This window comes from Rhodococcus sp. AC861, from assembly GCF_979256035.1.
In genome coordinates, this window is record NZ_CEEDMW010000001.1 from 863,834 (window position 1) to 888,875 (window position 25,042).

The window sequence follows — 25,042 nt, forward strand, 5'->3', positions numbered from 1 at the left end:
ACCCGAGCCGGATGAACGCCATGAAAGGAACCACCCGTGCGTAACCCGCTCTTCGATTCCCTGACTGCTGACGAGTTCAGCCTCGTCGCGGATGTCGTCCGCCGTGAAGCCATCGCTGCGAGGCCTGGATTCGCCGCGGTCTATACCGACGAACCCGACAAACGACTGCTCCGTGAGGGCCATCGAATCCCCCGTCGTGCACGGGTCTTGCTCGTCGATCGCGCATCCGGCACGACACACGACGTCGTCGTCGATCTCGAGGCTGCTGCAGTCGTCTCCTCGGAGGTGATCACGGACGGCGCCGCACCTGTCCTCCTCGACGAGTTCGACCTCGCTCCGGACCTGATCAAGCAGGACCCGCGCTATGTAGCCGCGTTGGCCCTGCGAGGCATCACCGACATGAGCAAGGTTCAGATCGACCCGTGGGGAGTGGCCAACATGGCAGTTCCCGGCGTGCTCGACTACGAGGTGGAGGGCCGACGTCTCGCGGGATCAGTGTCCTACTACCGCGATTTCCCCGACGACAACGGGTACGCGCATCCCATCGAAGGCGTCATCGCTGTGGTCGACCTGGTCGCGATGAAGGTCCTCGAGGTGCACGACTTCGGGGTTCGGCCGATGAACGTCGACCAGGCCAACTACACGGCGGACGCCAATCAGCCGATGCGTTCCGACATCGCTCCGCTGCACATCACCCAGCCGGAGGGCGTCGGATTCACCATCGACGGCCATGAACTGACGTGGCAGAAGTGGCGATTCCGCATCAACTGGCATCCGCTCGAAGGCTTGGTCCTGCACGCGGTGGAGTACCAGGACGGCGACGACTACCGCTCGGTGCTCCATCGCGCGTCCCTGGGAGAGATGGTCGTTCCCTACGGCGATCCGTCCAAGGAGCACTTCTGGCGCAGTGCGTTCGATGCCGGCGAATTCGGCCTCGGAAAGCTCGCGAATTCTTTGCGGCTCGGGTGCGATTGTCTGGGCGAGATCGTCTACCTGGACGCGGTGAACGCCGGTGAGAGCGGCGAGCCGACCACGATCGAGAACGCCATCTGCATTCACGAGGAGGACGCCGGCATCCTGTGGAAGCACACCGACTGGATGACCGGCAAGGTGGATGTGCGTCGCTCACGTCGGCTGGTCATCAGCTTCATCGCCACTGTCGGCAACTACCATTACGGCTTCTACTGGAACTTCTATCAGGATGCGTCCATCCAGATGGAGGTCAAGCTGCTGGGCATCGTGCAGACCCGTTCCGTCGAAGCGGGAGAGACGTCCGCGCACGGCACCCGCATCGCCGAGAATCTCGTGTCCAGCTATCACCAGCACCTGTTCTCCTTCCGATTGGACACCGAGATCGACGGTTGGGAGAACACGGTCGTACAGAACGATGCCTACGGGGTGCCGGTGGGTCCGGAGAACCCGTACGGCAACGCGATCGGCGTCAAGAAGACGATCATCGACCGCGAGCTGACCGGTGACGACCACACCAACCCGCAATCGTCTCGCAGCTGGTCTGTCGTGAACACGTCGAAGCGCAACGCGTGGGGAAACCCGGTGGGGTACAAGTTCTTGCCCGGGTGGTCCTCGGCGACGATGTTGGCGCAAGCACCGTCTCTCATCGCAGCTCGCGCTGGCTTCGCCACCAGGAACATGTGGGTGACGCCGTATTCTCCCGCCGAGATGCGCCCCAGTGGCGATTTTCCCAATCAGAGCCGCTCCGGTGACGGTCTTCCCCGGTGGACCGCAGAGAATCGCGCGACCGACAACACGGACGTCGTTCTGTGGCACACCCTGGGCGTGACGCATATCCCGCGTGCCGAGGACTGGCCGGTCATGCCGACCGAGGTGGTGGGCTTCCATCTGTTGCCCGTCAACTTCTTCGACAAGAACCCTGCACTCGACGTGCCCGCCTCGTCGACGGCACACACCGGCGGTACGTCCGACAGTGGCCCGTCATGTCACTGACGCATCGACCGGTCGACGCCATAGCGCTGTCCGGCACTCGGCGGGAGAACAGCGCGTCGCCGGTCGATCTGATCATTTCTGCGCTTCCCGCAATCGCCGTCTTGTGCTTCGGAATGCACGTGGTGCTGCTGCTGGTCACCGGAACGTCGATGCTCGCCATGGTCGTGCCGATGCTCCTGCTGTCCGGTCTCTGCATGGCGTTCACGTGCCGACGGGGGAGCGGTGGCTCGCTCCGGGGGTACATGGTGACCGCCGGTTTCGGGATCGCGATGCTGCTGGTGCACTCGAGTGCGGGCCACCGGATTCACGCCGGAATGGACCACGCGGCGATGGGTCACACCGACGCGGGCATGACCGGATCCGGCAATCCGGCAACCACAGGACTGATCGATGGACCGATGCAGGCCGGACTGATTCTCGCGGTCCTGCAGGTCGTGGTGGCCGTAGGCGCGGCCGTGCGCGTTCTGCGCTCGTCGCGTTGACCGACTTTCTTTCCACGACGGCCGCCGGCCGCAGTCGGGGTAGCGGCTCTGTCGTCCCCGCCGCGAGTGCACCGAGCGGCATGACCCGACGTCGTCTGGTCGTGCTGCTCGGTGCACTCACCGCGCTCGGACCGTTCACCGTCGACATGTACCTGTCTGCTTTCCCGTTCATCGCGACAGAGTTCGCAATCTCGGAGACGGCGGTGCAATTCACGCTCACCGGTACCTTGCTCGGGTTCGCAGCCGGACAACTGGTGATCGGTCCGCTCTCGGATGCGATGGGTAGGCGACTACCGCTGATAGTGGGCTCGGCACTGCACGTGGTCGCCTCACTGGGCTGTGCCGTCGCGCCGGGGATCGAGGCACTCGCGGTGTTGCGAGTGATCCAAGGTTTCGGAGGCGCCGCGGGGGCCGTTCTCGCCATGGCCGTGGTGCGAGATCTGTACGACGGTGATGCCGCCGCCGCCATGCTGTCCCGGTTGATGCTGGTGATGGGCGTGGCACCCATTCTGGCGCCGTCGATCGGTAGTCTCGTCGTCGACGTGTCGACCTGGCGGGTGATCTTCGTCGTCCTGGCGGCATTGGGGCTGACGTCGGTCGTTCTCGGGATGGTGGCACTGCCCGAGACACTGCCTCCGAGCGCACGCCAGAAGGCGGGCGCGCGCAGAGTGATGAGGAACTACCTGGCCCTCGGCTCCGACCGCGCTTTCGTATCGATGGTCCTCGTGTGCGGTCTCGGGCGGGTGGTGATGTTCTCCTATATCTCGGCGTCGCCGTTCGTCCTGCAAGGCAGCTTCGGGCTCACGCCGTACCAGTTCGGGTGGGCCTTCGCCGCCGGCGCTGTGGTGCTGATCGCCTCCTCCCAGCTCAACGTGCTCTTCGTCCGTCGATGGCCGACACGCACAGTGCTGCTGAAGGCGTTGTTCCTCGGCGCGGCCGTGGCAGTCGTCTTCGTGGTGCTGGCGGCGACCGGCTCCGGCGGAGTGACCGGGTTCATCGTTCCGGTGTTACTGATGCTGGCGGTGATGGGCACAGTCCTACCGAACGCTCCGGCGCAGGCCATGGCCGACAAGCGAGCGGTCGCCGGAACCGCGGCGGCGGTGATCGGCGGCGTCCAGTTCGCCTGTGCCGCAGCGGCCGCCCCGGTGGTCGGACTCCTCGGAAACGATGCTCTCGCGGTCGCATCGTCGATGGCGTTCGCCGCATCGATCGCCGTGGTACTCGCCGTTGTCGGCCTTCGGCCGCGTCCGGTGGCGTCCGTGTGACTTGGCGTGGCCGGGGGGATCACTGAGCGAGACGCGGGTGTTGTCGGTGATGTACCCGTGTCCGAAGCTTGCGACATGACTGTGAGCCGAAGAAACATCGAGGCCGCCGCTGCGCGGCTGTATCATGCTGCTGCCCAGAACAATCCATGCGAGCCGGTGCGCGACCTGATAGGCCGCGACGACGTGTCGGCAGCGTACGACGTGCAGGAAATACTCGCCCTACGACGTCAGGAGGCGGGGGCGACCGTCGTGGGGCGGAAGATCGGCCTGACCTCCGAGGCCGTGCAGGCTCAACTCGGTGTCGATCGTCCGGATTTCGGAATTCTGTTCGACGACATGGCTCATCGTGACGGTGCCGAGATTCCCACGGGCGCAGTGATGCAACCTCGTGTCGAGGCCGAGATCGCCTTCGTGCTGGGCGACGATCTTGCGGACGGGCCGCTCGATGCGGACCAGATACGGTCGGCGACCGACTACGTGGTCGCTGCTCTCGAGGTCTGCGGAAGCCGTATCGCGAAGTGGGACATCAGCTTCGCCGACACCGTTGCCGACAACGCGTCGGCGGGCGCCTACGTGCTCGGCGAGAACCGGGTAAGAGTGCAGAACCTCGACCTCGTCGGCGTATCGATGACGATGACCATCGACGGTGATCAGGTGTCCGAGGGCACCGGTGCTGCCTGCCTCGGGGACCCGGTCACGGCTGTCCGGTGGCTGGCGCGGACCGCTCGCGACCTCGGCCGCCCTCTGCGTGCCGGGCAGGTGGTCCTGTCCGGAGCGCTGGGTCCGATGCGCCCGGTCGTGGCAGGACAGACGGTCACGGCGTCGTTGACCGGTCTCGGATCCGTCACGGCGTCGTTCCGTTAGCACCGTCGTCGGGATGGACCCGTCGCCGACCGAAGTCACGTCAGAAGGAGAAGCAATGTCCACCACATTGTCGACGGAGTCCGCGCGCGCGGCTTTCGTACCCGGAGGGGACTACGAGCAGTTCATCGGAGGCGAGTGGGTGCGCTCCCGTGACGTCTTCGACGCTGTCGATCCGAGCGTCGGTTCCCCGTGGGCGGTGCTGCCGCAGGGGACGGCCGACGACGTCGAATCCGCTGTCGAGGCGGCGGGCCGCGCGTTCACGCTGTGGCGCAGGACGACGCAGGAAGATCGTCAGAGAGTGCTACTGGCCATCGCCGATCGATTCGAATCGGACGGCGCACGTTTCGGCGCCCTCCTGGCGACCGAGAACGGCCGGCCTGTGCGGGAGGCGGGCATCGCCGACATCCCCACTGTCACCGCGATCTTCCGGTTCTACGCCGGCGTCGTGCGCGCCTTCAACGGTGAACAGATCCCACTGTCGAACGCCGACACTCTGCTCTACACCAAGCGCGAACCCCTCGGAGTCGTCGCAGCGATCATCTCGTGGAACTCCCCGCTGATCACCTTCGCGAACAAGGTGGCACCGGCACTCGCCGCGGGTAACACCGTGGTGGTCAAGCCCTCCGAGTACGCCTCCGCGAGCATTCTGGAATTCACCCGCCTGATCGCCGATCTGCTGCCGGCCGGGGTGCTCAACATCGTGACGGGCTTCGGACCCGAGACGGGCGCGGCTCTGGTCTCCCATCCGGGCGTCGCGAAGATCTCGTTCACCGGAGGTCCCGAGACCGCGAGGGCGATCCTCGGCTCGGCGGCGCAGATCCTTCGCCCCAGTCTGATGGAACTCGGTGGCAAGGGACCCATGATCGTGGCTGCCGACGCCGATCTCGATCTCGCTGTCCAGGACGCCCTGATGGGGATCTATCTCGCCAACGGGCAGGCGTGCATAGCCTCGTCGCGATTGCTTCTGCACGACGACATCCACGACGACTTCGTCGACCGGTTCGCGGCGGTGGCGCGCACGATCAGGGTGGGCGATGCGACCGACCCGCGCAGCGAGATGGGCCCACTGGTCTCGCGTCGTCAACTGGAGCTGGTCAGCGCTCACGTCGCGAAGGCGCGCGCCGAAGGTGTGTCGGTCGTCGTCGGTGACGAACCGCTCGAGCTCGACGACTCGTTACGCGAGGGTTTCTACCACCGACCCGTGTTGCTGGCCGATCCGGAGGGACGGTCGACGATCGTGCGTACCGAGGTGTTCGGCCCGGTCACGGTCGCGGAGCGATACCGCACCGACGACGAGGCGATCGCGCGCGCCAATGCGTCGCCGTACGGCTTGGCCGCCGGGGTATGGACCCAGAACCTGCGCCGCGCGCACCAGTTCGCCGATCGTCTGAATGCCGGCATCGTCTGGGTGAATCGTTGGTTCGACCTCCCGCCCGGTATGCCGATGGGTGGCCGGGGCGACAGCGGATTCGGACGTGAACTTTCGTTCGAGACCCTCCGGGAGTACACCGCGGTCAAGTCCGTCAACATCGATCTCGGGGACGCACGGCCGCCTCTGTGGGGTCTGACCGGCCAGTAGAGACCGGGTGGTCGGCGGCGTGATTGGCTGTGTGCATGAGCGCCGCCGACGACTCCCTGGACAGTGACACCGACCAGTCCACCCGCGATCGACTGCTCGACGCTGCCATCGACATCGCCGGCGAGACAGGTCTTCAGGCGGTCACCTACCGAGCGGTCGCGGCACGTGTGGGAATGGCACACGGATTGGTCCGACACCATTTCGGAACCCGTGAGCAGCTGCTGGTCGAAGCGTTCCGCCGGGCAGCGACTCAAGACTCCGACGAGGCAGGACTGGCGGCGAACTCGATAGACGAGTTCGCCGCCGGCCTGGTCGAGACGTTGAATGGTTCCCGGCGTCGTCAATTGCTGCAGTACGACGAGACGACACAGGCTGTGCGTGGGAATCTGCCGATCGAGAACGTGCGGGGGCTGTATCGGCGATACACCGACCAGGTCGCCGGCACGCTGCACGCTGCGCACGTCCCCGATCCGGACGGATCGGTGTCCGGCCTGGTGTTCTCCGCTCTGGATGGAATCGTGTTGCAACACATGATCTTCGCCGACGACGACCGCACATCGCGGTTACTGGAACAAGTACGGGAGATGCTGCGACGAATGGTGACCTGACGGTCGATCAGTGGTTCGCCGTGAACTCTGTGTCCACGCCCAACGGTCCGAGTTTCTGGGATCCGCCCGGGTCGCCGATGGGCTCGTCGCGGCCGGGCAACGGCTCGGCGAAGAATGCGATCGAATCCGCGACGAACTCGGCGAGTTCGGGATCTTTGCGAGCCTTGCGGTCGACGAAGACGGCGTCCACGGGACATTCCACCTCGCAGGCACCGCAATCGATGCACTCGTTCGGATTGATGTAGCTCCGCCGGTCTCCGATGTAGATGCAGTCCACGGGGCACACTTCGATGCACGACCGATCCAGCTGGTCGATGCAGTTGATGCCGATAACGTAGGACATGGTTGTTCCTCCTGGTGATGGTGGGTGTGGAGCTCAGGCGCCGTCGGTCGAATGGCCGGGAAAGAGCACGAGATCGGGATCGAGATCCACCGCGACGTGATTCATCGCTGTGGCAACCTCACCGAACCCGACCGACATGAGCTTGACCTTGCCGTCGTAGTCGGTGACGTCGCCGGCGGCGTAGACGCGCGGGAGGTTCGTCCGTCCCGAGCGGTCCACCGCGATGGAGCGACCACGAAGTTCGAGGTTCCACTCCTTGATGGGTCCGAGATTGCTGATGAAACCCAGCGCCGCGATCACATGGTCGGCAGCGACGACGGTCTCGTCACCACTCTTGGCGCGCAGGGTCACCTCGGTGAGTACACCGGCCTCCACATCGCCGACGAGACCGGTCACCTCCGTATCGGTATGAATGGCAACCTTCCCCGATCGGACACGGTCGAGAGTCGCTGCATGGCCCCTGAACGTGGCCCGGCGGTGTACCAGGGTCACCGATCCGGCGATCGACGAGAGAGCGTCAGCCCAGTCGAGCGCGGAGTCACCGCCTCCGACGATCACCACGTCCTGACCGGTGTGGACGGTGGGATCGACGACGAAGTAGGAGAGGCCTGAACCGAGCCATTCCGTCCCCGTTTCGATGGCACGTGGTGTCGGGGTGCCGATGCCTGCTGTCAGCACCACGGCGCCGGCGCGGATCACGGTGCCGTCGTCGAGTGTCAACACCGGTGCGCCGTCCTCGTGGCTCAGGTCGACGGTCTGACGGCCGAGCATGTAGGTCGGTGAGAATGCGTCGGCCTGTTTCACGAGGTTGGCGATGAAGTCCCGACCCCGTATCGAGGGCAGCGCGGCGACGTCGCGAATCTGCTTCTCGGGGTACAGCGCCATCACCTGGCCCCCCGCTTGGGGAAGAGCGTCGATCACCACGGTGTCCAGGCCGCGAAAGCCGGCGTAGTACGCGCCGTAGAGGCCGGTCGGGCCGGCCCCGACGATGGCGACATCGGTGGTGACGACCGGTGGCTGAGAGGTCATCGGTTCTCCTTGGTTCTGGTTGTCTCGCTGGACGGTAGGTGCGACCGGCAGAGACAGCGCAGCACTGGATCGCTGAGCGGAACCCGGCTCGCGCGGTGACCGGGCCGGCTCGAGATCTCGGTAGGTGAACCGCATCGATTGTGGGGCCGGTCGGCGGGTGGTGTCCTGTGGCCACTCGGAGCGATCCGACCACGGCGGTCGTTCCGCCCGACACGACTCGAACTGCACCTGGAGAACACATATGAGCGAGACGCGGGAACCGCGAGAGGCGACGCCGGCGCGGAAGAAGAAGGAGGGCAACCTCCCGGGCCGCCAGGACTGGTCGAGTTGGCCCCTCTACCAAGCGGCCGGTGCCGGCTTCCGAGGCTACTGGTACCCGGTCGCGTTCTCGTCGAAGGTCGGTGAGCGCCCCCTTCGCGTCATGCTGCTCGGTGAGGACCTCTTCGTCATCCGCGACGGCGGGGTGGTTCGCGGCATGGCCAACCGGTGCCCTCACCGCGGTGTGCCCTTGAGCTACGGGAACAAGCAGTTCCCGGGAACGATCTCCTGCGTCTACCACGGGTGGACGTTCGATCTCGAGTCGGGCGATCTCAAGGCCGCGATCACGGACGGCCCGAAGTCGCCGATCTGCGGCAAGGTCACCCAGCCGACTTACCACGTCGAGGAGCGTCTGGGGATGGTGTGGGTGTTCGTCGGAGACGGCGAGGAACCGCACCCGATCGACGAGCAGTTGCCCGAGGAGCTGGTCGGCAACGCCGCCGTGATCGGAGCGCGCATCCAAGCGCGCGAGGGCAACTGGCGCTTCGCCTGTGAGAACGGGTACGACGAGGGTCACGCCAAGTATCTGCACAGGACTGCGCTGTGGCGGGTGTTCAAGTCGATGCCGGTGTGGAACACCACCAAGATCGTCAAGCGTGGACGGTGGATCTATCGCGTTCAGCTCGAACAGTTCTGGGATGCGGACTTCCCCGGGCTGGGGAAGTGGAGCAGCCAGGCCTGGCACAAGACCAAGCCCCCGAAGACGACCACCAACATCGGTAACACCGGCTCGCACCGTGAGGTGAACGAGGTGATCGCGGCGCAGGAATTCCCGGGGTTCGCATCGGTCAGCATGCCGGGTGTCCTGCGTATCGCCTATCCGACCTTCATCCACTACGAGTTCTACGTGCCGGTCGACGAGGACAATCACCTCTACGTCGGAGTTCTCGCGGACTTCAAGAAGGGGTGGCGGACGATCCCCTTCTACCTCAAGTATCTCGGCGCTGTCCGATGGTTGTTCCACGGGCAGTTCTCCGGGCAGGACAAGTGGATGGTCGAGGTGACCGACGCACCGCCGGAGAAGCTCTACCGCCCGGACGACTCGCTTCTGCAGTGGCGCAAGCTCGCCGAGGACACCACCGAGGACCGGATCGACGCTCTGGCAGACCAGGGCATCGAGGTCTCCGGGCCGGCCTGACCGCACCTGACACATTCGAATCTCGACCGAAAGGAACACCCTTGTCCATCGTGCTGGGCGTCGGGGCATCCCACTCCACGCTGATGAACACCCATTGGGACCAGGTGGTGCACACCGACCGAGCGGAGGCGTTCCGAGCCGGCCTCGCAGTCGCTCGTGAGCGCATCGTCGAAGCACGCCCGGACGTCGTCGTCCTGGTGGGGTCCAACCACTTCCGCGGCTTCTGGCTGGACCTCATCCCGTCCTTCACCCTCGGTGTCGGCGAGGTCGTCGCCGCCGGTGACGGCGGAACACCGAAAGGCCCGCAGAAGACGGATCCCGAATTCGCCCGCGCTCTCGCTCAGCGCCTCGTCGACGCCGGTACCGAAGTGGCCATCTCCGCGCGCCTGCAGATCGACCACGGGCAATCGCACGCGATCCAGTACCTGCTCGACGGGATCGACGTACCGGTCGTACCGCTCGTGGTGAACGTCTTCGCGGCACCTCTGCCGACGCTTCCGCGAGTCGCCGAGCTCGGCCGCAACATCGCCGAAGCGGTCGCCGCGATCGGTGATCGACGCGTCGTGGTCATCGCCTCGGGTGGGTTGTCCCACCAGCTGCCCTGGCCCAGTGACTGGACGTCTCCGGACGGCGAGGACGAGGAATTCCTCGTCGAGGCATGGTTGAACGGGCGCGGCGAGTGGGAGCGGTACGACAAGCGCCGTCGGGAGATCATCGTAGGTGCCCAGCCGACCATCTTCCCCGAGTTCGACGAGCAGTTTCTCCGCGATCTCGAACTCGGTGCGTTGGACCAGTACACGCGGTGGACGTCGGAACGGATCGCAGAGAACGCGGGTAACGGCGGGCAGGAGCTGCGGACCTGGTTGCTCATGGCCGCCGCACTCGGTTTCGCACCGGGGAAAGCCCTCGCGTACTCGCCGATGCCGGAGTGGCTCACCGGGATGGGCGTGGCCCTGATCGAACCCGATTCCTCGCGAGAAGAGACGTCATGACTGTCGCATCGCCGGTCGCGGCCCCGACATCGCCCGCCGCGTCGGCACCCCCGGAAAGCCACTTCGTCGACGCGGACGGTGCCACCTACCACTACTACGACATAGGTACCGGCCCGGACACCCTCTTTCTGCACGGTGGCGGCCCGGGGTGCACCGCATGGAGTGACTTCGGACCGGTCGCGCCGTATTTCGAGGCTGATCGCCGCTGCGTCCTGGTGGACATCCTGCAGTACGGGCAATCGGAGAAATGTCTGATCACCGGTCCGATGTGGGACTTCCATGCGGCCAAGACCGTCGCGCTGATGGACGCGCTCGGCATCGAGCAAGCCGACTTCGTGTGCAACTCCTGGGGCGGAACGATCGCACTGAATCTGGCGGCGCTGTATCCCGAACGTGTTCGGTCGCTGGTGATCACGGGAAGCATGCCGGTGTTCTACGGTCCACTGGCCCCGCTTCCCGAGCGCGGTCATCGGGGACGAACGGCTCGTGACGTCTACTACGGCGGCGAGGGGCCCACCCGGGAGAAGATGCGGACACTGATCACCCGTCTGGAATGGTGTGACGCCGACCGTCTCCCCGAGGAGACCCTGGACATGCGGTACCGGCAGAGCCTCGATCCCGAGGAGACAGCTCTCGCCGCGATGTCGGACAGCCCGCGCGGCGACTGGCAGGACCTGACCCGGCAACTTGGCCTGATCGAGGCGCCCACCCTGTTCATCTGGGGGCGTGAGGACGCATTTCTCACGCCCGACTACCCGATGATGTTGGCTCGCATGATCAAGCGCGGCAACCTCCACGTGATGGACAACGTCTCGCACCACCTGCAGGAGGAGCGCCCCGCTGCATATCACGCGGTGGTCGCAGGCTTCTTCACCGCCAGCCGGCACCCCTGACCGACAAGACGAGGACACCGTTGTGAAGTTCGTGTACATCCCTCTCGCCGCCGCTCTGGCGGTGGGCGCGCTGCGTCAGCTGAGTGACCGGGTCGCCACCCACCAGCGCGTCATCCCCAATCCGCTGGCCCACGTCAACACCCAAGTACATCGCATCAATCAGTAGCACGCACACCTCTCGGTAGGAGCAACGATCATGACACAAGAACTCGCACAGACGATCTGGACAGAGCTCGCGGGGCTGGACTTCAGCGTCAGCACCGTGAACGCGGGTGGAATCCCCACACGATCACTCAGGGCCGGCAACGGTGCCGAGCACGTCGTGTTCCTTCATGGCACCAGTGGCCACCTGGAAGCGTTCGCCCGTAACATCAAGCCGCACGCGGAGCGCTACACCGTCCACGCGATCGACATGCTCGGCCACGGCTACACCGGAAAGCCGGACTACCCCTACGAGATCCCGCGCTACCGAGATCATCTTCTGGCGTACTTCGATGCCGTCGGAATCGACAAGGCGCATATCGGCGGAGAATCGCTCGGTGGGTGGGTCGGCGGTCGGACTGCGATCGACAACCCCGACCGCGTCGCCTCGTTGCAGATGATCGCCGCCGGAGGGACGGTTGCGAATCCGGAGGTGATGGACCGCATCCGGACGAGTACCCGCAAGGCCGTCGAGACGGACGACGTCGAGCTCACCCGGCGCCGTATGCAGCTGCTCATGCACGATCCGGCGAACGCGACCGAGGAACTGGTGTCGGTCCGCCACACCATCTATCACCAGCCGGACTTCGTCGCCGGCATCGACAACCTGTTGTCGTTGCAGAATCTCGAGACCCGCATGCGAAACATCCTCACGCCCGAGGACCTCGCGCAGATCACCGTTCCTACCCTGGTCGTGTGGGGTCGCAACAACCCGTTCGGGGATATTCCGGAAGCGACGGCGATGCACCAGAACATCGCCGGATCCGAGCTTCTGTTGTTCGACAACTGTGGCCACTGGCCGCAGCGTGAGCACGCGGACGAGTACAACTCGGCCAGTCTGGCGTTCCTCGAGAAGCACCCGATCGCATGAGTGCGGCGATGCGAGCAGCCCGGGTCCACGCGTGGGGACAGGCACCGGTCGTCGAGGACGTCCCGGTGCCGACCCCCGGCCCGGGGGAAGCCCTCGTTCGAGTCGAGGCCGCCTCGGTGGCGCACCTCGACGTCACCGTCGCCAGTGGCGAGTTCGGCATCAAGCCGACCCTGCCCTACACCGGTGGCGTGGAGGGAAGCGGCGTCGTCGTCGAGTCGGCTCTCTTCCCCGCAGGCACCAAGGTGGTCCTGCGCGGCGGTGGTCTCGGTCTGTTCAAGAACGGAACCTGGGCCGAGTACGTGGTCGTCAAGGACAAGGCGTTGGTCGAGGTGCCCCACGGTCTCTCACCCGAGGTCGCTGCGACGTTCTGGGTCCCGACGACGACCGCGCACACCGCACTCGTCGACGTCGGGCGACTCGGATCCTGGTTGCCCGACGTCGGCAGCGCTGCCGACGAGCACGTCATCGTGGCCGGTGCCGCCGGGGCCGTCGGCTCGATGGTCACCCAGTTGGCCCTGCGACACGGGGCGACCGTGACTGCCCTGGTGGCCGATCACGAGCAGGCGTCGCGGGTCGCGGACGGGGCCGCCGCTGTGGTCGCCGACGACGACGAGCGATTCGCCGAACTCACCGAACAGCGCCCGGCCACCCTGCTGGTGGACACACTGGGTGGGTCGAACCTGGTCGTCAGGTCACGGTGGGTACGCCCCGGTGGCCGCGCAGTGTCGATCGGATACGTTGCCGGCAACGATGTCTCGATCGGTCTGTCGAACTGGCTGCTCGACGACGTTGCTCTGCTGCCGGTCAACATGATTCGGCGTGAGGAGTCGGCGCGTGCCGCGGTCCCGGAACTCGCCGCTCTGCTGGCTGCGGGAGAGCTGACTCTCGACTACGAGACCTTCACGTTGGAGGAGACCGGAATAGCGCTCGACAAGTTGAGTGCGGGAAAGGTCCGCGGCCGAGCGGTCGTCCTACCGACGTGACGATCGAGAGCACTCGGCCCTCTGCCGACGAGGCCGTCGAGCGCGTTCTCGCACAGGTCACGCGAGAACGTCTGCTCGCTGCCGTCCGCGCGATGGTGGACATCGCCAGCCCCACAGGTGGCGAGGCACCGTTGGCCGAGTGGATCGCGTCGGACCTGGCGGCAGCGGGAGTGGAGGCCGAGGCCCAACGTCTCGACGCCAGCCAGGCGAATGCCGTCGCCACCATCCGTGGTGGTGACGGACCGTCCCTTCTGCTCTATGCCCCGATCGACACGTTCACCACCGGCGATCCCGCGCTCGACATCCCCGGTGCCGCTGCGCGGTGGCGGCCGGATCTCGCTGCGCGGTCGGTGGTCTCGGGCGACATCGTCGAGGGACTCGGAGCCGGTAATCCCAAGGGCCACGGCGCTGTGGTGCTGGCCGTGGTGCAGGCGTTGCACGCGGCCGGCGTCACTCCACCCGGCGATGTCGTCGGGGGCTTCGGAGCCGGCGGCATGCCGAGTTTCGCGGTGTCGGGTATCGGCGCGCCCGACCGCACGAATACCGGTCACGGGGTGGGTGCGGGGTTCATGCTCGAGCGCGGTCACACCACCGACTTCGCCGTCATAGCCAAGCCCGGGTGGACCGTTCTGCACGAGGAGGTCGGGTTGGTATGGATCGACGTGACCGTGCACGGTCGACACACCTACGTCGGCAGCCGGCACCGAATCCCGTACAGCAATGCGGTCGCCTCCGCCGGCCGCGTAGCCATCGCTCTCGAGGACTGGCTCGAGGAGTACGCGCATCGCCACCGACACGCGACGATGACACCGCAAGGAATCGTCTCGTCGATCAACGGCGGACTCGAACGGTTGGCGGCGTCGACCCCTGCGGTCGTGACGCTCCGGCTCGATCTCCGGCTGACCACCAGACAGACTCCGGCCACGGTGCTGCGGGACGTGCGCGCCATGCTCGACGGTGTGAGCGAACAGCTCGGAGTGGAGGTGTCGGCACGACAAGTGGCGGCCATCCCCGCGACGCACACCCGGCCGGACTCGCCGGTTGTCCTGGCGGCCGTCGACGCGTTCGAGACCGTGTCCGGTGCACCCCACGCGGTCACCATGGACAACAGCGGGGCGACCGACGCCAATATCCTGCGCATGCGCGGCGTGCCGACAGCTCGGGTCGGAATGCCGAAAGTGACTGCGCTACCCGATGGTTCGGATATCGACTTCACGCGGGGGATGAACCTCGTCGACCTCGGTGACATGCGGCGGTTGGCCGAGATTCTGATCCGCACCGTCTTCCTTCTTCCCACCAAGATCGACCACCGAACGACGTGACGCTCAGCGCCCCTCGAACAGCGCAGTGCGCTTGTCGAGGAACGCTCCGATTCCCTCGGCCGCGTCGTCCAGTTCGAGGTTTGCCAGAACGTGCTGCTCCTCGACCGACATGGCCTCGTCGATCGGAAGGTCCCAGCCCCGGTCGATCGCAGATTTGACCAGACCGATCGTGGCTGTGGGGCGCTGAGCCAGGCGCCGGGCCTCCCGTGCGACCACCTCCTCGAAGTCCTCGCCTGCGACGAGGTCCACCAAACCCTCTCGGAGTGCCTGCTCCGAGGTGAACCTGGTGGCGTCGATGATGAAACGCTTCGCGCGGTGGGGGCCGACCAGTCGGGGCAGGCGCTGTGAACCGCCTGCACCGGGGAAGATCCCCAGGTCGGTCTCGGGGAAACCGAACAGGGCGTCCGCGTGAAGGATTCGCAGATCGCACGCGAGCGACAACTCTGCTCCTCCGCCCAACGCATGTCCGTTCAACGCGGCGATCACCGGTTTCGGTGCCAGTTCCAGCAGGCGCTGAACCACTACCCACCGCCGCATCTCGCGGTAGGTGTCGGCATCGAGGCGATGCATGACGCGTAGGTTCGCGCCGCCGACGAATATCCGGCCCTTCCCGCGGAGTACGACGCACCGCACCGTCGGGTCGTCCAGTACCGACGGCAGGTGCGTGATGAGCGACTCGATGAGGTCCGGGTCGACGATGTTGATCGGCCCGTGGTCGATGACCACGGTGACGATGTCCCCGTCGCGCTCGTAACGGTGGCCGGTGGGTCCAGTGCTCATGTGAGTACTCCTTCGGTGTGCAGGTCGGCGAGCTCCTGCGGGGTCAGCCCCAGTCGCTCGCGGAGAATGTCGTCCGTGTGCCGGCCCAGCAGGGGAGCGGAGGTGTGCAGGCTTCCCGGCGTCTCGGAGAGGTGGGCCACGAGGCCTTCGTGAGCGACCGGGCCGGCGAGCGGATGCTCGAGATCGACGTAGAAGCGGCGGTCACGCAGCTGCGCATCCGTCTCCACGAGGTCGCGCCCGTCGCGGACTGCGTACGCAGCAATTCCCCGACCCTGCAAGACTTCTGCGAGTGAGTCGGCGTCCATCTGCGCGGCCGCCCTCGTCAGCGACTCCATCGGATCGTGGTCGGTCCCGAACCCGAGGTCGGATGCCACGCTGTGCAGTGTGTCGGGTGCACTCGCGCCGATCGCAATCCACCGGTCGTCGCCGAGGCAACGGAGAATGCGAGCAGGGATATCGTCCGTCGATTCCGTCGGCAGCTGGCTCTCGGCCGCGGCGGTACCCAGATGAGATGCCATTGCCTCGAGCTGAGACAGGTCGACGTGTCCGCCCTCCCCGCGGTGGAGGAGCTCGAGCGCACCGATCACGGCCGAGTTCGCCGCGACCATGTCGCCCAGTCCGAACGTCAGCCCCTGTGGGTCCCGATCCGGGCGGGCGGTCTCCGCTGTCAGCCCCGACATGGCGGCCAGGGTGTCGGCGAACGTCACCGCGTCGCGCCATGGTCCCGTCTGGCCCACACCCGCCATCGACACCAACACGACGCGCGGATTGAGTTCGCGCAGTCGGTCGAAATCGAGACCCCATCGCGCGAGAACACCCGGACTGAAGTTCTCGACGACGATGTCGACGTCCGCAGCGAGTCGGCGCAGAAGAGCCTGACCGCTGTCCGTCTTCAGATTCAGGGCGATGCTTCGCTTGTTGCGGTTGAAGTTGAGGAAGTATCCGCTCTCGTCGAAGTCGGCACCCGGGCGCAGCCGCATTCCCGGCGCGAAACGAGTCGGGTCCTTCCGGTGGTAGGACTCCACCTTGAGGACGTCCGCACCATGTTCGGCGAAGACTTTGGTGACGTAAGGCCCGGCCAACACCCACGTGAGGTCCAATACGCGAACGCCGTCCAGCGCACCGGCATGGCCGGGCGACGTTTTTTCCGACCGATGGTCTCCGCGGCCCGCGCCGGCGGATCGAGGGGATCCCGTCGCCCATGCGTCGTCGGTCGAGACGTCGAGCGGTGGGGCCAGACGTATCGGGCGGGGGAGAGCTGGTGATTCCCAGCCGAATCCCACATCCCGGATACTGCCGTTCTCGCCGGTGTCGGCGAAGAACATCCGGTCCAGCAGTTGAGGGTTGTCCAACAAAGCGTGAGCACTCGCCACTTCGGCCCACGGCAGAGCGCGGCGCCGCGCCTCCTCGGCGAAGGACCGGGCCGAGCGGCGGCCGGTGAATCGCGCGACCACAGCGTCCACGTGCGCTCGCTCGCGCCACCGGACATCGGTGTCCCGCCAACGGTCGTCGACAAGATCCTCGGCTTCGCCCTCGTCGATCATCCAGGTGAGGAAGTCGTCCCACATGCGGGGTGATCCGGAGTAGCCACCGCCGAGAAATCCGTCCCGTGCTCGGAACACCCGGTGAGCGACATGGCCGTAGACCCCCGAGGTGCGCGCGGGAATCGTCCGGCCGTGAATCCACGAGATGGCACCGATCTCCAGAGTGGCGGCGACGGCTTCCTGCGCGGAGATCTCGACTAGTTGGCCTGTCCCCGTGCGCCGCCGCGCGATCAGGGCAAGGAGGGCGCCGATGGCGCCGTGCGTACCGGCGAGTTGGGTGCCCTGCTCGCGGGGTGGCGCCTCGGGAGCCCGACCCGCGTCACCACACAGCCATGCCATGCCGCCGGCCGCAGTGATGACGGTGTCGTCCCCGAGCCACTCGCGTCGTGGTCCGGACAGTCCGAACGGTGTGATGAGGGTGTGCACGATCGGGCTCCAGAGTGCCGGCTGCGAATCCCGTAGAGCGAGGGTTCGCAGCGTCGACACCGGGCCGGACTCGAGCACGACATCGGCCTCGGTGATCAACGAACACAAGTCTGCATGCGTGAGCTCGGTTGCGGAGTGTCGCAGGATCCTCTTCCCGGCGTGCCAGTGAACATCGTCGACTGCCGAGTCGGACTCGTCCGACCGAGGCGCTCGGACGACATCGGCGCCGAGGCCGACGAAGATACGTGCGGCGTTGTAGCCGAGCCGATCGGTCAGGTCGAGGACGCGGAGAGGTTCGACGGACACAGTGGTGCTCCTAGTCATGGTGTAGCGCCTCGGCATCCCACGCTGCGGTCGGCAGACCACGATCGCGCAGGGCACGGCGATCGAGCTTCGTGCCGGTCGACGTGGGCAGGTCCGTCTCGATGGTGATGTAGCGGGGAACGGCGTGGCGGGGTAATTCGCGAGCGCAATGCCGGAAGAGGTCGGCCGGGTGAATGATTCGTCCGACGCGCGGGACCACCGCCAACAGGACCTCGTCCTCCGTCAGTTCGGACGGCACCCCCACTGCAGCGGCGTGTGCGACATCGGGGTGGACGGACGCCACCTGTTCGACGTGCTCGGCGTCGACGGTCAGTCCTCGCCGCCGAATGGTGTCGGCCGATCGCCCCTCGTAGTGGAGCCAGCCGTCCACCAGTCGTCCACGGTCACCGGTGACGAACCAGCCATCACGCCACGCCTGTCGAGTCGTCTCCGGCTCGCCGACGTATTCGGTGAACGTCGAATCACTCCTACGGGGAAGCACTTCCAGTGAACCCGTGAGGCCGTCTTCGAGGATGCTGCCGTCATCGGCGGTCACGCGAACCCGATAGTCGGCGACGATCTGCCCGGCCGCACCCGGTTTCACGAGCCTGCCGGTGGTCGCGACATCGCCGAGCTCGGTCGACGCATACGCCTGACGCAGTTCGACACCGAACCGTCGGGACACTTCCCGGCACATCCACTCCGGCGCCGGTCCTCCGTAGGCGCGGGAGATGCTGTGGGCGCGGTCGTCATCGCTCTCGTTCCCGCGCAACAGGATCGCACACACTGCACCCATGAAGTTGAAGGCAGTGACGTTCTCCTCGCGTGCCGTGCGCCAGAACCGACGCGCGGAGAAGTCGTCCACCACGAGTCGAGCCCCGGATTCGACTGCGGGGAGGAAGGCGGCGTGTCGGGCGTTGACATGTTGCCACGGAAAGACATTGAGGAGCACGTCACGAGAGTCGTACTGCATGGCTCGTCGTACACGTGCGGACTGACCGAGGCCGACACCGTTGCACAGCAGTGCGCCCTTGGGCCGCCCGCTTGTGCCGGAGGTGACCATGATCGCGGCGGGATCGTTTCTCGACGTCCGACGGCGTGACGGGCGGGGTCCGGTCCGGTCCGACAGCGCTGCGAGTCCGTCCCATCGACCGTCGACCGTGACGACGGGGATCCCGACAGCGTCGGCGAGGTCGATCGAGTGCGGTTCGGCGCTCAGCCGGTCCGTCGAGGCGACGACGAGGACACACCCTGCAGCGGTCATCAGTCGAACCGCGACACGGGACTCGAGTGTGATGGGAATCGGTAGTTCGACTGCTCCCAGCCAGGAGAGTGCCGTCGTCAGCGTCACGGCGGTCGGTCCCGACGGGCAGGCTGTCGCGACGACATCACCGGACCCGACGAGCGTCGCAAGTGAGCCCGCCATGTCGACAGCGTTCTCCAGCAACAGCCCGGCGCTCATCGACGACCCGCCGACGCGACGGATGACCTCACCGTCCGCGTCGGCGTGCGCTCGACGCTCGACGGCGTCGGCCAAGGAGCTTGGAGGAGTCACGCCGGCTGTGCTTGTCTCCCGGCCGCCAGGCCGAGCGCGATGTCGATGATCATGTCCTCCTGGCCACCCACCAACCCGCGGCGTCCGCACTCCATGAGCAGATCTCGCACGTCGATTTTGTAAGCGGCCGAGGCCGATTCGGCGTGCCGGAGGAAGCTCGAGTACACGCCGGCGTAGCCGAGGGTCAGAGTCTCCCGATCCACGCGAACCGGCCGATCCTGGAGAGGACGGACGATGTCGTCCGCGGCATCCTGCAGCGCGAACAGATCGCTACCATGCCGGAGCCCAGTCAGATTCGCGGCTGCGACGAACGCCTCGATGGGGCAATTTCCGGCGCCTGCACCGTGCCCGGCGAGTGATGCGTCCACTCGGTATGCACCGTTCTCGACGGCGACGAGGGAATTGGCGACCGAGAGAGACAGATTCTCGTGCGCGTGGATCCCGATCTGCGTGGTCGGTTCGAGGACGTCACGGTATGCGCGTACTCGCGCTGCGACCTCACCCATGGTCAGCCGGCCGCCGGAGTCCGTGACGTACACGCAGTGGGCCCCGTAAGACTCCATCAACTTGGCCTGCTCCGCGAGGTCACTCGGTTCCGCCATGTGAGAGAGCATGAGGAACCCGGACACATCCATGCCGATCTCGCGAGCGGCCGCGATGTGTTGAGCGGAGATGTCTGCTTCCGTGCAGTGAGTGGCCACGCGCACCGACCGGACTCCGAGGGAGTACGCCCGTTTCAGGTCGTGTATCGAACCGACGCCGGGCAGGAGGAGAGTTGTGAGCGTGGCTCGCTCGATCACGGAGGCGGCTGCTTCCAACCAGGACCAGTCGCTGTGGGAACCCGGGCCGTAGTTGATCGACGACCCCGCCAGACCGTCGCCGTGTGCGACCTCGATCGCGTCGACGCCGGCGTCGTCGAGAGCCACCACGATCCTGGCGACGTCGGTGGGAGACATCCGATGGCGGACGGCATGCATGCCGTCACGCAAGGTGACGTCCTGAACATAGATGGACGTGCTCATCGGAGGGCCACCTTCCGGGTCGCGATTCGCTCGGCCACCTGAATGGCGGCGGAGGTCATGATGTCGAGATTGCCCGCGAAGGCGGGGAGGTAGTCCGCTGCACCCTCGACTTCGAGGAAGACCGAGATCTGGTGTGTGGGTCGTGGTGTCGATGTATCGGCGAGCAGAGTCTCCACCGGTTGATCGTCGGGTACAGAGGTCACCTGAACCTCCTGTTTGAGTCGGTAGCCCGGCACGTACGCGGCGACGTCGGCCACCATGGCGCGAACGGAATCACGCACTCGTTCGGTCAGGCCGGCACTGTTGTCGGTCGTGACGAGAGCGAAGACGGTGTCACGCATGATGAGCGGGGGTTCGGCGGGGTTGAGAACGATGATCGCTTTGCCACGAGCGGCGCCTCCGACCGACTCGATGGCGGCGGCGGTGGTTTCCATGAACTCGTCGATGTTGGCTCTGGTTCCGGGACCAGCGGACCGCGACGCGATCGACGCGACTATCTCCGCGTAGGCGACGGGGACGACGCGATTGATCGCGGCGACCACCGGTATCGTGGCCTGGCCGCCGCAGGTGACCATATTGACGTTCCGCGCGTCGACGTGACTGTGCAGGTTGACCGCGGGAACGACATACGGCCCCACTGCCGCGGGGGTCAGATCGATCATTGTCTTGCCCAGCGGTTGCAACCTGGCGGCGTTGGCCACGTGTGCCTTCGCCGACGTCGCATCGAACACGATCTCGATGTTGTCGAACCCGTCGAGGCCGATCAGTCCCTCGACGCCACGGTGAGTGACGGGTACGCCGAGTGCAGATGCACGCGCGAGGCCGTCCGACTCGGGATCGATCCCGACCATGGCACCCATTTCGAGTACGTGCGAGCGTCGAATCTTCACCATCAGATCGGTTCCGATGTTGCCGGATCCGATAATGGCGACCCTTACGGCGTTTGTCATGGTTGACCTCACTCACGGAACTGCGATGTCACCGCCCCTGTGGCAGAACGGCGTCAGCTTCACAGTCGATCGATGAACGAGGCGTTATCCGGGTCCGTTGAGCGATACGTGCCTATGCCGGACGCAAGGCGCCGAATGTCGTGGGCATGCTCATGACCGCGCGGGTGTGCTGCCGTGTGATCGCGTGCGAGGCACCTCGAAGTGCACTGACCAGTGCGGCGTCTCCGGCGTGATCCACGGGAACCGTGAGGGAGAGCGCCGCGATGGCATTGTCGCCGGAATCGTAGATGGGTACGGCGAAGCTCTTGTACCCGATAAGCGCCTCCTCGCGTTCCGTGGCCAGTCGCTGTGTCCGGATCGTGGCCATCTCGCGGCGGACGGCGTGCAGGTCGCGGGTGCTCTGCGTCGTGAGACGAGGGAGGTCACTGTCGACCAGCTGGGAAAGAAGCGCGTTCGTATCGGGTGCCATGGCGAGCAGGAGCTTTCCCGACGCCGTGCAGGTAAGGGGAAGTCTGCCGCCGACCTGCGACAGTGAGTGCACGCTGCGTGTGCCGCCCAGTTTCTCCAGGTAGCACGTGTGCGTGCCCTTCCGGACGGCGAGGTGGGCCGTCCCCCGTGTCGATGCGACGAGGTCGACGAGAACCGGGCGACCCACCCGTCGCAGCAGCGACGTGCTTCCGGCGCGTTGGCTGAGGGCGAACACGCTGAATCCGATGCGGTACTCGTACCCGACACGTTCGAGCAGGCCCAGGTCCACCAGTTCCTGGGCGAGGCGATACACGGACGGCTTGGGCACACCGCTGCGCTGACACAGGTCGACCAGGCGTAGTGACTCGCTTTCGCCGTCGAAGGCCGACAGGATCGAGAACGCCTTGCCCAGAACCGAATTCGGGGGGGTGAGCAACGACTCGTCGTCCGAGTCGAAAGTGTGTGCCGACTCGGACATAGTTGCCTCCAGTGCGTGCTCGGTAGGGAGTGTGCTCCCTGTCACACCCATCATTATCCAGATGGATAATAAAGTCCAGCCGGGCAACACGACCGGAACACACTGTTCACAGCGGTGGGTCTCGGAAGTCGGTTCGCTGACCGATACGCCCGAGGGTCTCTGGGTTCTTTCGCTGGGACAGTGGCCGCTACAAGCCCGAGACGGCGCTCGTCGAACGAGATGTTGAGGAAACACCATGCACAACACACAGCTGCTCATCGCGAACGAGTGGGTCGACGCGTCCGACGGTCGCACCGGCGAGACCGTGAACCCGGCGACTAATCAGGTGATCGGCCGATTCTCCGAGGCCACCGGTGCCGACGTCGACGCCGCAGTGGCGGCGGCGCGTACCGGATTCGAATCCGACGACTGGCAGAACATGACGCCGGATGCGCGCGGCCGACTGCTGTGGAGGATCGCCGACCTGCTCGACCGTGACGCCGAGGAGATCGCCGCGCTGGAGACTGCCGATCAGGGGCAGCCGTCCTTCATGAGCGTCGGCGTCAACCTGCCGCTGACCGCGCAGGTGTTCCGGTACTACGCCGGATACGCGACCAAGATCGAGGGCACGGTGTCGCCGGTGTCGATTCCCGGCAATCTGAGTTTCCAGCAGCGAGTCCCGGTGGGGGTCTGCGCGTTGATCACACCGTGGAACTTTCCGCTGGCCATCGCTGCGTGGAAGTTGGCACCGGCCCTGGCCACTGGCAACGCGGTGGTCATGAAGCCCGCGGAGCAGACCCCGCTCTCGACTGTGCGGCTGGTGGAACTCTGCCGCGAAGCGGGAGTGCCCGCAGGTGTGGTCAACCTGCTCACCGGTGGGCCCGAGGTCGGTAAGGCGCTGGTGGCGCATCCCGGCGTAGACAAGGTGTCCTTCACGGGTTCCACCGAGGTCGGCCAGCACATCGTCCGCGCATCGGCCGGGAATCTCAAAAGGGTGTCGCTCGAACTCGGGGGCAAGGCACCCAGCATCATCACGGCCGACGCCGACATCGATGCTGCGGTGGCCGGCAATCTGCAGGGCGCACTGTTCAACACCGGCCAGGCGTGCGGTGCATATACCCGCTTCTTCGTGCACAGCTCACGTGCGGAGGAGTTCACCGCGAAGATCGCCGCCGCGGCCGATGCGCTACCGATCGGACATGGATCGGATCCGTCGACCGTCGTCGGGCCGTTGGTGTCGCAGGAACACCTCGATCGCGTCCATTCCTACGTCGAGTCCGGTCGCTCGCAGGGGGCCGAACTGGTGACCGGGGGAGGGCGTGTCGGAGGGGACCTGGCCGACGGATTCTTCTACGCCCCTACCGTATTCGCCGGCGTCCGTGACGACATGGTGATCGCGCGCGACGAAATCTTCGGGCCGGTTCTCGCCGTCATGCAATACGACGACGAGGACGAGGTCGTGGCGCGCGCCAACGACACCGACTACGGACTCGCCGCGGTGGTGTGGACCAAGGAGCTCCACTCGGCTCTCGCGCTCCCGCCTCGACTGCGTTTCGGAACGGTGTTCGTCAATCAGCTGCCTTTGATCGATCCCGCGTCACCCTGGGGCGGCTTCGGGATGAGCGGCTGGGGTCGTGAATTCGGCTCGCATTCGATCGATGCTTACACCGAGACCAAGACGACGTTCATCAATCTCGGGTGATCGACCGATCGCGTGAACTCCAGTCAGTCGACTCTGCTCTGTGTGTGCGATGCCTGACCTCGCGATCTTTCCCATCGGGAAGCGCCATGCGATGCAACGCAATACGGACCAGGGCTTCGTGAACGGGCATGCTCTCGGTGTCACGAGAGTGTCACAAGTCGGGACGGACGGAGGTGGACCGACACGGACGGTGGTGGACGAATGTGCAGCTCAGGCCGGTTTTAAGGAGTCCAGGTGAATCCACCTGATCGGGTCGTCGAAGCCTTGTAAGCGAGCGGTCTTCGGTTCAATCCCGAAAGGAGGCTCTTAATATGCCTCTGACCAGCACAAATGCGCCGAAATAGCTCGATCTGACCGTTCGTTTCACGACTTACCCCGGTACGTCCGTGCAGGTCCGCCATGGTCCAGGGACGTCCGGTCACCTGCAAAAACTGTCGAGATGAAGCTCGATGTCACGAGTTGTCACAACTCATTCGTAACTCGTTCGATGGACTCGGGTGGACGTGGGTGGCTGTGGATGGACTTTTGCGCGGAAGAGTCCACGACTGTCCGTGGACTCCCAGGGACTCCTATGGACGGATTCCACTCGCTTCACGCTGTGGCTGCGGCTGGCGTGGACGTGTGCGGACCAGGGTGGACCAACCACCTCTCGCTCACGGGTGAAGCAGTAGTCGACATCAACAGCGCTGATCGCAGGGCAACGGGTTCCGTAACGCAATTCGTGGAATTGGCATTTTCAAGCATTGTTCGAATGGTCCGTACCATTACTCCGCAGCGATCGCGGCAGCGTCTCCGAGGTGGAGCGGTGGCGCCCTCGATGGTCACGGACGGACCGGCGTCACCGGTGCGATGCACGCGACGGTGTCGCCTCGATATGGGCGGTGACCGTGCCATGCTCCTGGTGCGTCACCCGCTGGCCTCCGCGGCGCAACCGTGTCGGCACGGGCATGAAGTCGCCGCGGCGTACAAGAACCACCTGGTG

The 25,042-nt window shown here is 65.7% G+C and carries 22 protein-coding genes; 14 read left to right on the forward strand and 8 right to left on the reverse strand.

All coding sequences use genetic code 11. The annotated features are described in order from the left end of the window. Nucleotides 1-36 precede the first annotated feature (36 nt). The 6 genes from AC0IX4_RS04135 to AC0IX4_RS04160 all read left to right on the forward strand — a co-directional run bounded on the left by AC0IX4_RS04135 (nt 37) and on the right by AC0IX4_RS04160 (nt 6,763). The gene (locus AC0IX4_RS04135) at nt 37-1,965 is read left to right on the forward strand and encodes a primary-amine oxidase (protein ID WP_471828131.1); all 1,929 of its coding nucleotides are present in this window, start codon (nt 37-39) and stop codon (nt 1,963-1,965) included. After that, nucleotides 1,956-2,447, forward strand: a complete 492-nt coding sequence (locus AC0IX4_RS04140) for a hypothetical protein (RefSeq protein ID WP_471828132.1) — start codon at nt 1,956-1,958, stop codon at nt 2,445-2,447. Before AC0IX4_RS04135 ends, AC0IX4_RS04140 begins: the two co-directional genes overlap by 10 nt. A gap of 80 nt (nt 2,448-2,527) precedes the next feature. Beyond that, nucleotides 2,528-3,712, forward strand: a complete 1,185-nt coding sequence (locus AC0IX4_RS04145; RefSeq protein WP_471828133.1) for a multidrug effflux MFS transporter — start codon at nt 2,528-2,530, stop codon at nt 3,710-3,712. 75 nt (nt 3,713-3,787) lie between these two features. Continuing rightward, the gene (locus AC0IX4_RS04150; protein WP_471828134.1) at nt 3,788-4,576 is read left to right on the forward strand and encodes a 2-keto-4-pentenoate hydratase; all 789 of its coding nucleotides are present in this window, start codon (nt 3,788-3,790) and stop codon (nt 4,574-4,576) included. A gap of 55 nt (nt 4,577-4,631) precedes the next feature. Then, nucleotides 4,632-6,155 carry an aldehyde dehydrogenase family protein gene (locus tag AC0IX4_RS04155; protein ID WP_471828135.1) on the forward strand — a complete coding sequence of 508 codons (1,524 nt, stop codon included), beginning with the start codon at nt 4,632-4,634 and terminating at the stop codon, nt 6,153-6,155. Between the two features lie 35 nt (nt 6,156-6,190). Continuing rightward, entirely contained in the window at nt 6,191-6,763 is a 573-nt protein-coding gene (locus tag AC0IX4_RS04160) for a TetR/AcrR family transcriptional regulator (protein WP_471828136.1), read from the forward strand. A 7-nt stretch (nt 6,764-6,770) separates the two neighbouring features. Here AC0IX4_RS04160 and AC0IX4_RS04165 read toward each other — a convergent pair whose 3' ends face one another. Next, entirely contained in the window at nt 6,771-7,106 is a 336-nt protein-coding gene (locus tag AC0IX4_RS04165; protein ID WP_056070978.1) for an indolepyruvate ferredoxin oxidoreductase subunit alpha, read from the reverse strand. Between the two features lie 33 nt (nt 7,107-7,139). Continuing rightward, nucleotides 7,140-8,135: an NAD(P)/FAD-dependent oxidoreductase gene (locus AC0IX4_RS04170; RefSeq protein WP_471828137.1), complete on the reverse strand. Its 996-nt coding sequence runs from the start codon at nt 8,133-8,135 to the stop codon at nt 7,140-7,142. Nucleotides 8,136-8,376: 241 nt separating this feature from the next. Here AC0IX4_RS04170 and AC0IX4_RS04175 point away from each other — a divergent pair, with 241 nt between their 5' ends. Genes AC0IX4_RS04175 through AC0IX4_RS04205 form a run of 7 tightly spaced genes read left to right on the forward strand, consistent with a single transcriptional unit; the run spans nt 8,377 to nt 14,853 of the window. Beyond that, nucleotides 8,377-9,591 carry an aromatic ring-hydroxylating oxygenase subunit alpha gene (locus tag AC0IX4_RS04175; RefSeq protein WP_471828138.1) on the forward strand — a complete coding sequence of 405 codons (1,215 nt, stop codon included), beginning with the start codon at nt 8,377-8,379 and terminating at the stop codon, nt 9,589-9,591. Between the two features lie 50 nt (nt 9,592-9,641). Beyond that, nucleotides 9,642-10,583 carry a DODA-type extradiol aromatic ring-opening family dioxygenase gene (locus tag AC0IX4_RS04180; protein ID WP_235579539.1) on the forward strand — a complete coding sequence of 314 codons (942 nt, stop codon included), beginning with the start codon at nt 9,642-9,644 and terminating at the stop codon, nt 10,581-10,583. Beyond that, nucleotides 10,580-11,476 carry an alpha/beta fold hydrolase gene (locus AC0IX4_RS04185; protein ID WP_056070973.1) on the forward strand — a complete coding sequence of 299 codons (897 nt, stop codon included), beginning with the start codon at nt 10,580-10,582 and terminating at the stop codon, nt 11,474-11,476. The genes AC0IX4_RS04180 and AC0IX4_RS04185 overlap by 4 nt, the downstream gene beginning before the upstream one ends. A gap of 22 nt (nt 11,477-11,498) precedes the next feature. Continuing rightward, nucleotides 11,499-11,642, forward strand: a complete 144-nt coding sequence (locus AC0IX4_RS04190) for a hypothetical protein (RefSeq protein WP_156388265.1) — start codon at nt 11,499-11,501, stop codon at nt 11,640-11,642. Between the two features lie 30 nt (nt 11,643-11,672). Next, nucleotides 11,673-12,548 carry an alpha/beta fold hydrolase gene (locus AC0IX4_RS04195; protein WP_056070966.1) on the forward strand — a complete coding sequence of 292 codons (876 nt, stop codon included), beginning with the start codon at nt 11,673-11,675 and terminating at the stop codon, nt 12,546-12,548. Beyond that, complete coding sequence (locus tag AC0IX4_RS04200; RefSeq protein ID WP_471828139.1) at nt 12,545-13,531, forward strand: quinone oxidoreductase family protein; 987 nt, start codon at nt 12,545-12,547, stop codon at nt 13,529-13,531. The genes AC0IX4_RS04195 and AC0IX4_RS04200 overlap by 4 nt, the downstream gene beginning before the upstream one ends. Continuing rightward, nucleotides 13,528-14,853: a M20 family metallopeptidase gene (locus AC0IX4_RS04205; RefSeq protein ID WP_471828140.1), complete on the forward strand. Its 1,326-nt coding sequence runs from the start codon at nt 13,528-13,530 to the stop codon at nt 14,851-14,853. Before AC0IX4_RS04200 ends, AC0IX4_RS04205 begins: the two co-directional genes overlap by 4 nt. A 3-nt stretch (nt 14,854-14,856) precedes the next feature. On the opposite strand, the gene AC0IX4_RS04210 is transcribed toward AC0IX4_RS04205, so the two are convergent. From AC0IX4_RS04210 to AC0IX4_RS04235, 6 genes are all read right to left on the reverse strand, one after another. Next, nucleotides 14,857-15,633: an enoyl-CoA hydratase/isomerase family protein gene (locus tag AC0IX4_RS04210; RefSeq protein WP_471828141.1), complete on the reverse strand. Its 777-nt coding sequence runs from the start codon at nt 15,631-15,633 to the stop codon at nt 14,857-14,859. Next, on the reverse strand, nt 15,630-17,909 hold the full coding sequence (locus tag AC0IX4_RS04215) for a CaiB/BaiF CoA-transferase family protein (RefSeq protein WP_471828142.1): 2,280 nt from the start codon (nt 17,907-17,909) through the stop codon (nt 15,630-15,632). Before AC0IX4_RS04215 ends, AC0IX4_RS04210 begins: the two co-directional genes overlap by 4 nt. Before the next feature lie 10 nt (nt 17,910-17,919). Then, nucleotides 17,920-19,461, reverse strand: coding sequence for an AMP-binding protein (locus AC0IX4_RS04220; protein WP_471828143.1), 1,542 nt, complete (start codon nt 19,459-19,461; stop codon nt 17,920-17,922). Further along, nucleotides 19,458-20,483, reverse strand: coding sequence for a 4-hydroxy-2-oxovalerate aldolase (gene dmpG, locus AC0IX4_RS04225; RefSeq protein ID WP_471828144.1), 1,026 nt, complete (start codon nt 20,481-20,483; stop codon nt 19,458-19,460). Before dmpG ends, AC0IX4_RS04220 begins: the two co-directional genes overlap by 4 nt. After that, entirely contained in the window at nt 20,480-21,433 is a 954-nt protein-coding gene (locus AC0IX4_RS04230) for an acetaldehyde dehydrogenase (acetylating) (protein WP_471828145.1), read from the reverse strand. Before AC0IX4_RS04230 ends, dmpG begins: the two co-directional genes overlap by 4 nt. 112 nt (nt 21,434-21,545) lie before the next feature. After that, nucleotides 21,546-22,379, reverse strand: coding sequence for an IclR family transcriptional regulator (locus tag AC0IX4_RS04235; RefSeq protein ID WP_056070943.1), 834 nt, complete (start codon nt 22,377-22,379; stop codon nt 21,546-21,548). Between the two features lie 235 nt (nt 22,380-22,614). On the opposite strand from AC0IX4_RS04235, the gene AC0IX4_RS04240 reads away from it, so the two are divergent. Then, the gene (locus AC0IX4_RS04240; protein WP_056070940.1) at nt 22,615-24,060 is read left to right on the forward strand and encodes an aldehyde dehydrogenase family protein; all 1,446 of its coding nucleotides are present in this window, start codon (nt 22,615-22,617) and stop codon (nt 24,058-24,060) included. Nucleotides 24,061-25,042 lie beyond the last annotated feature (982 nt).

Bases quoted from the DNA above. Each gene is read 5' to 3' on its own strand.
- AC0IX4_RS04200 (WP_471828139.1), top strand. From the start codon at position 12,545: ATGAGTGCGGCGATGCGAGCAGCCCGGGTCCACGCGTGGGGACAGGCA.
- AC0IX4_RS04140 (WP_471828132.1), top strand. From the start codon at position 1,956: ATGTCACTGACGCATCGACCGGTCGACGCCATAGCGCTGTCCGGCACT.
- AC0IX4_RS04170 (WP_471828137.1), bottom strand. From the start codon at position 8,135: ATGACCTCTCAGCCACCGGTCGTCACCACCGATGTCGCCATCGTCGGG.
- AC0IX4_RS04195 (WP_056070966.1), top strand. From the start codon at position 11,673: ATGACACAAGAACTCGCACAGACGATCTGGACAGAGCTCGCGGGGCTG.
- AC0IX4_RS04155 (WP_471828135.1), top strand. From the start codon at position 4,632: ATGTCCACCACATTGTCGACGGAGTCCGCGCGCGCGGCTTTCGTACCC.
- AC0IX4_RS04210 (WP_471828141.1), bottom strand. From the start codon at position 15,633: ATGAGCACTGGACCCACCGGCCACCGTTACGAGCGCGACGGGGACATC.
- AC0IX4_RS04185 (WP_056070973.1), top strand. From the start codon at position 10,580: ATGACTGTCGCATCGCCGGTCGCGGCCCCGACATCGCCCGCCGCGTCG.
- AC0IX4_RS04150 (WP_471828134.1), top strand. From the start codon at position 3,788: ATGACTGTGAGCCGAAGAAACATCGAGGCCGCCGCTGCGCGGCTGTAT.
- AC0IX4_RS04145 (WP_471828133.1), top strand. From the start codon at position 2,528: ATGACCCGACGTCGTCTGGTCGTGCTGCTCGGTGCACTCACCGCGCTC.
- AC0IX4_RS04165 (WP_056070978.1), bottom strand. From the start codon at position 7,106: ATGTCCTACGTTATCGGCATCAACTGCATCGACCAGCTGGATCGGTCG.
- AC0IX4_RS04240 (WP_056070940.1), top strand. From the start codon at position 22,615: ATGCACAACACACAGCTGCTCATCGCGAACGAGTGGGTCGACGCGTCC.
- dmpG (WP_471828144.1), bottom strand. From the start codon at position 20,483: ATGAGCACGTCCATCTATGTTCAGGACGTCACCTTGCGTGACGGCATG.
- AC0IX4_RS04230 (WP_471828145.1), bottom strand. From the start codon at position 21,433: ATGACAAACGCCGTAAGGGTCGCCATTATCGGATCCGGCAACATCGGA.
- AC0IX4_RS04175 (WP_471828138.1), top strand. From the start codon at position 8,377: ATGAGCGAGACGCGGGAACCGCGAGAGGCGACGCCGGCGCGGAAGAAG.
- AC0IX4_RS04235 (WP_056070943.1), bottom strand. From the start codon at position 22,379: ATGTCCGAGTCGGCACACACTTTCGACTCGGACGACGAGTCGTTGCTC.
- AC0IX4_RS04160 (WP_471828136.1), top strand. From the start codon at position 6,191: ATGAGCGCCGCCGACGACTCCCTGGACAGTGACACCGACCAGTCCACC.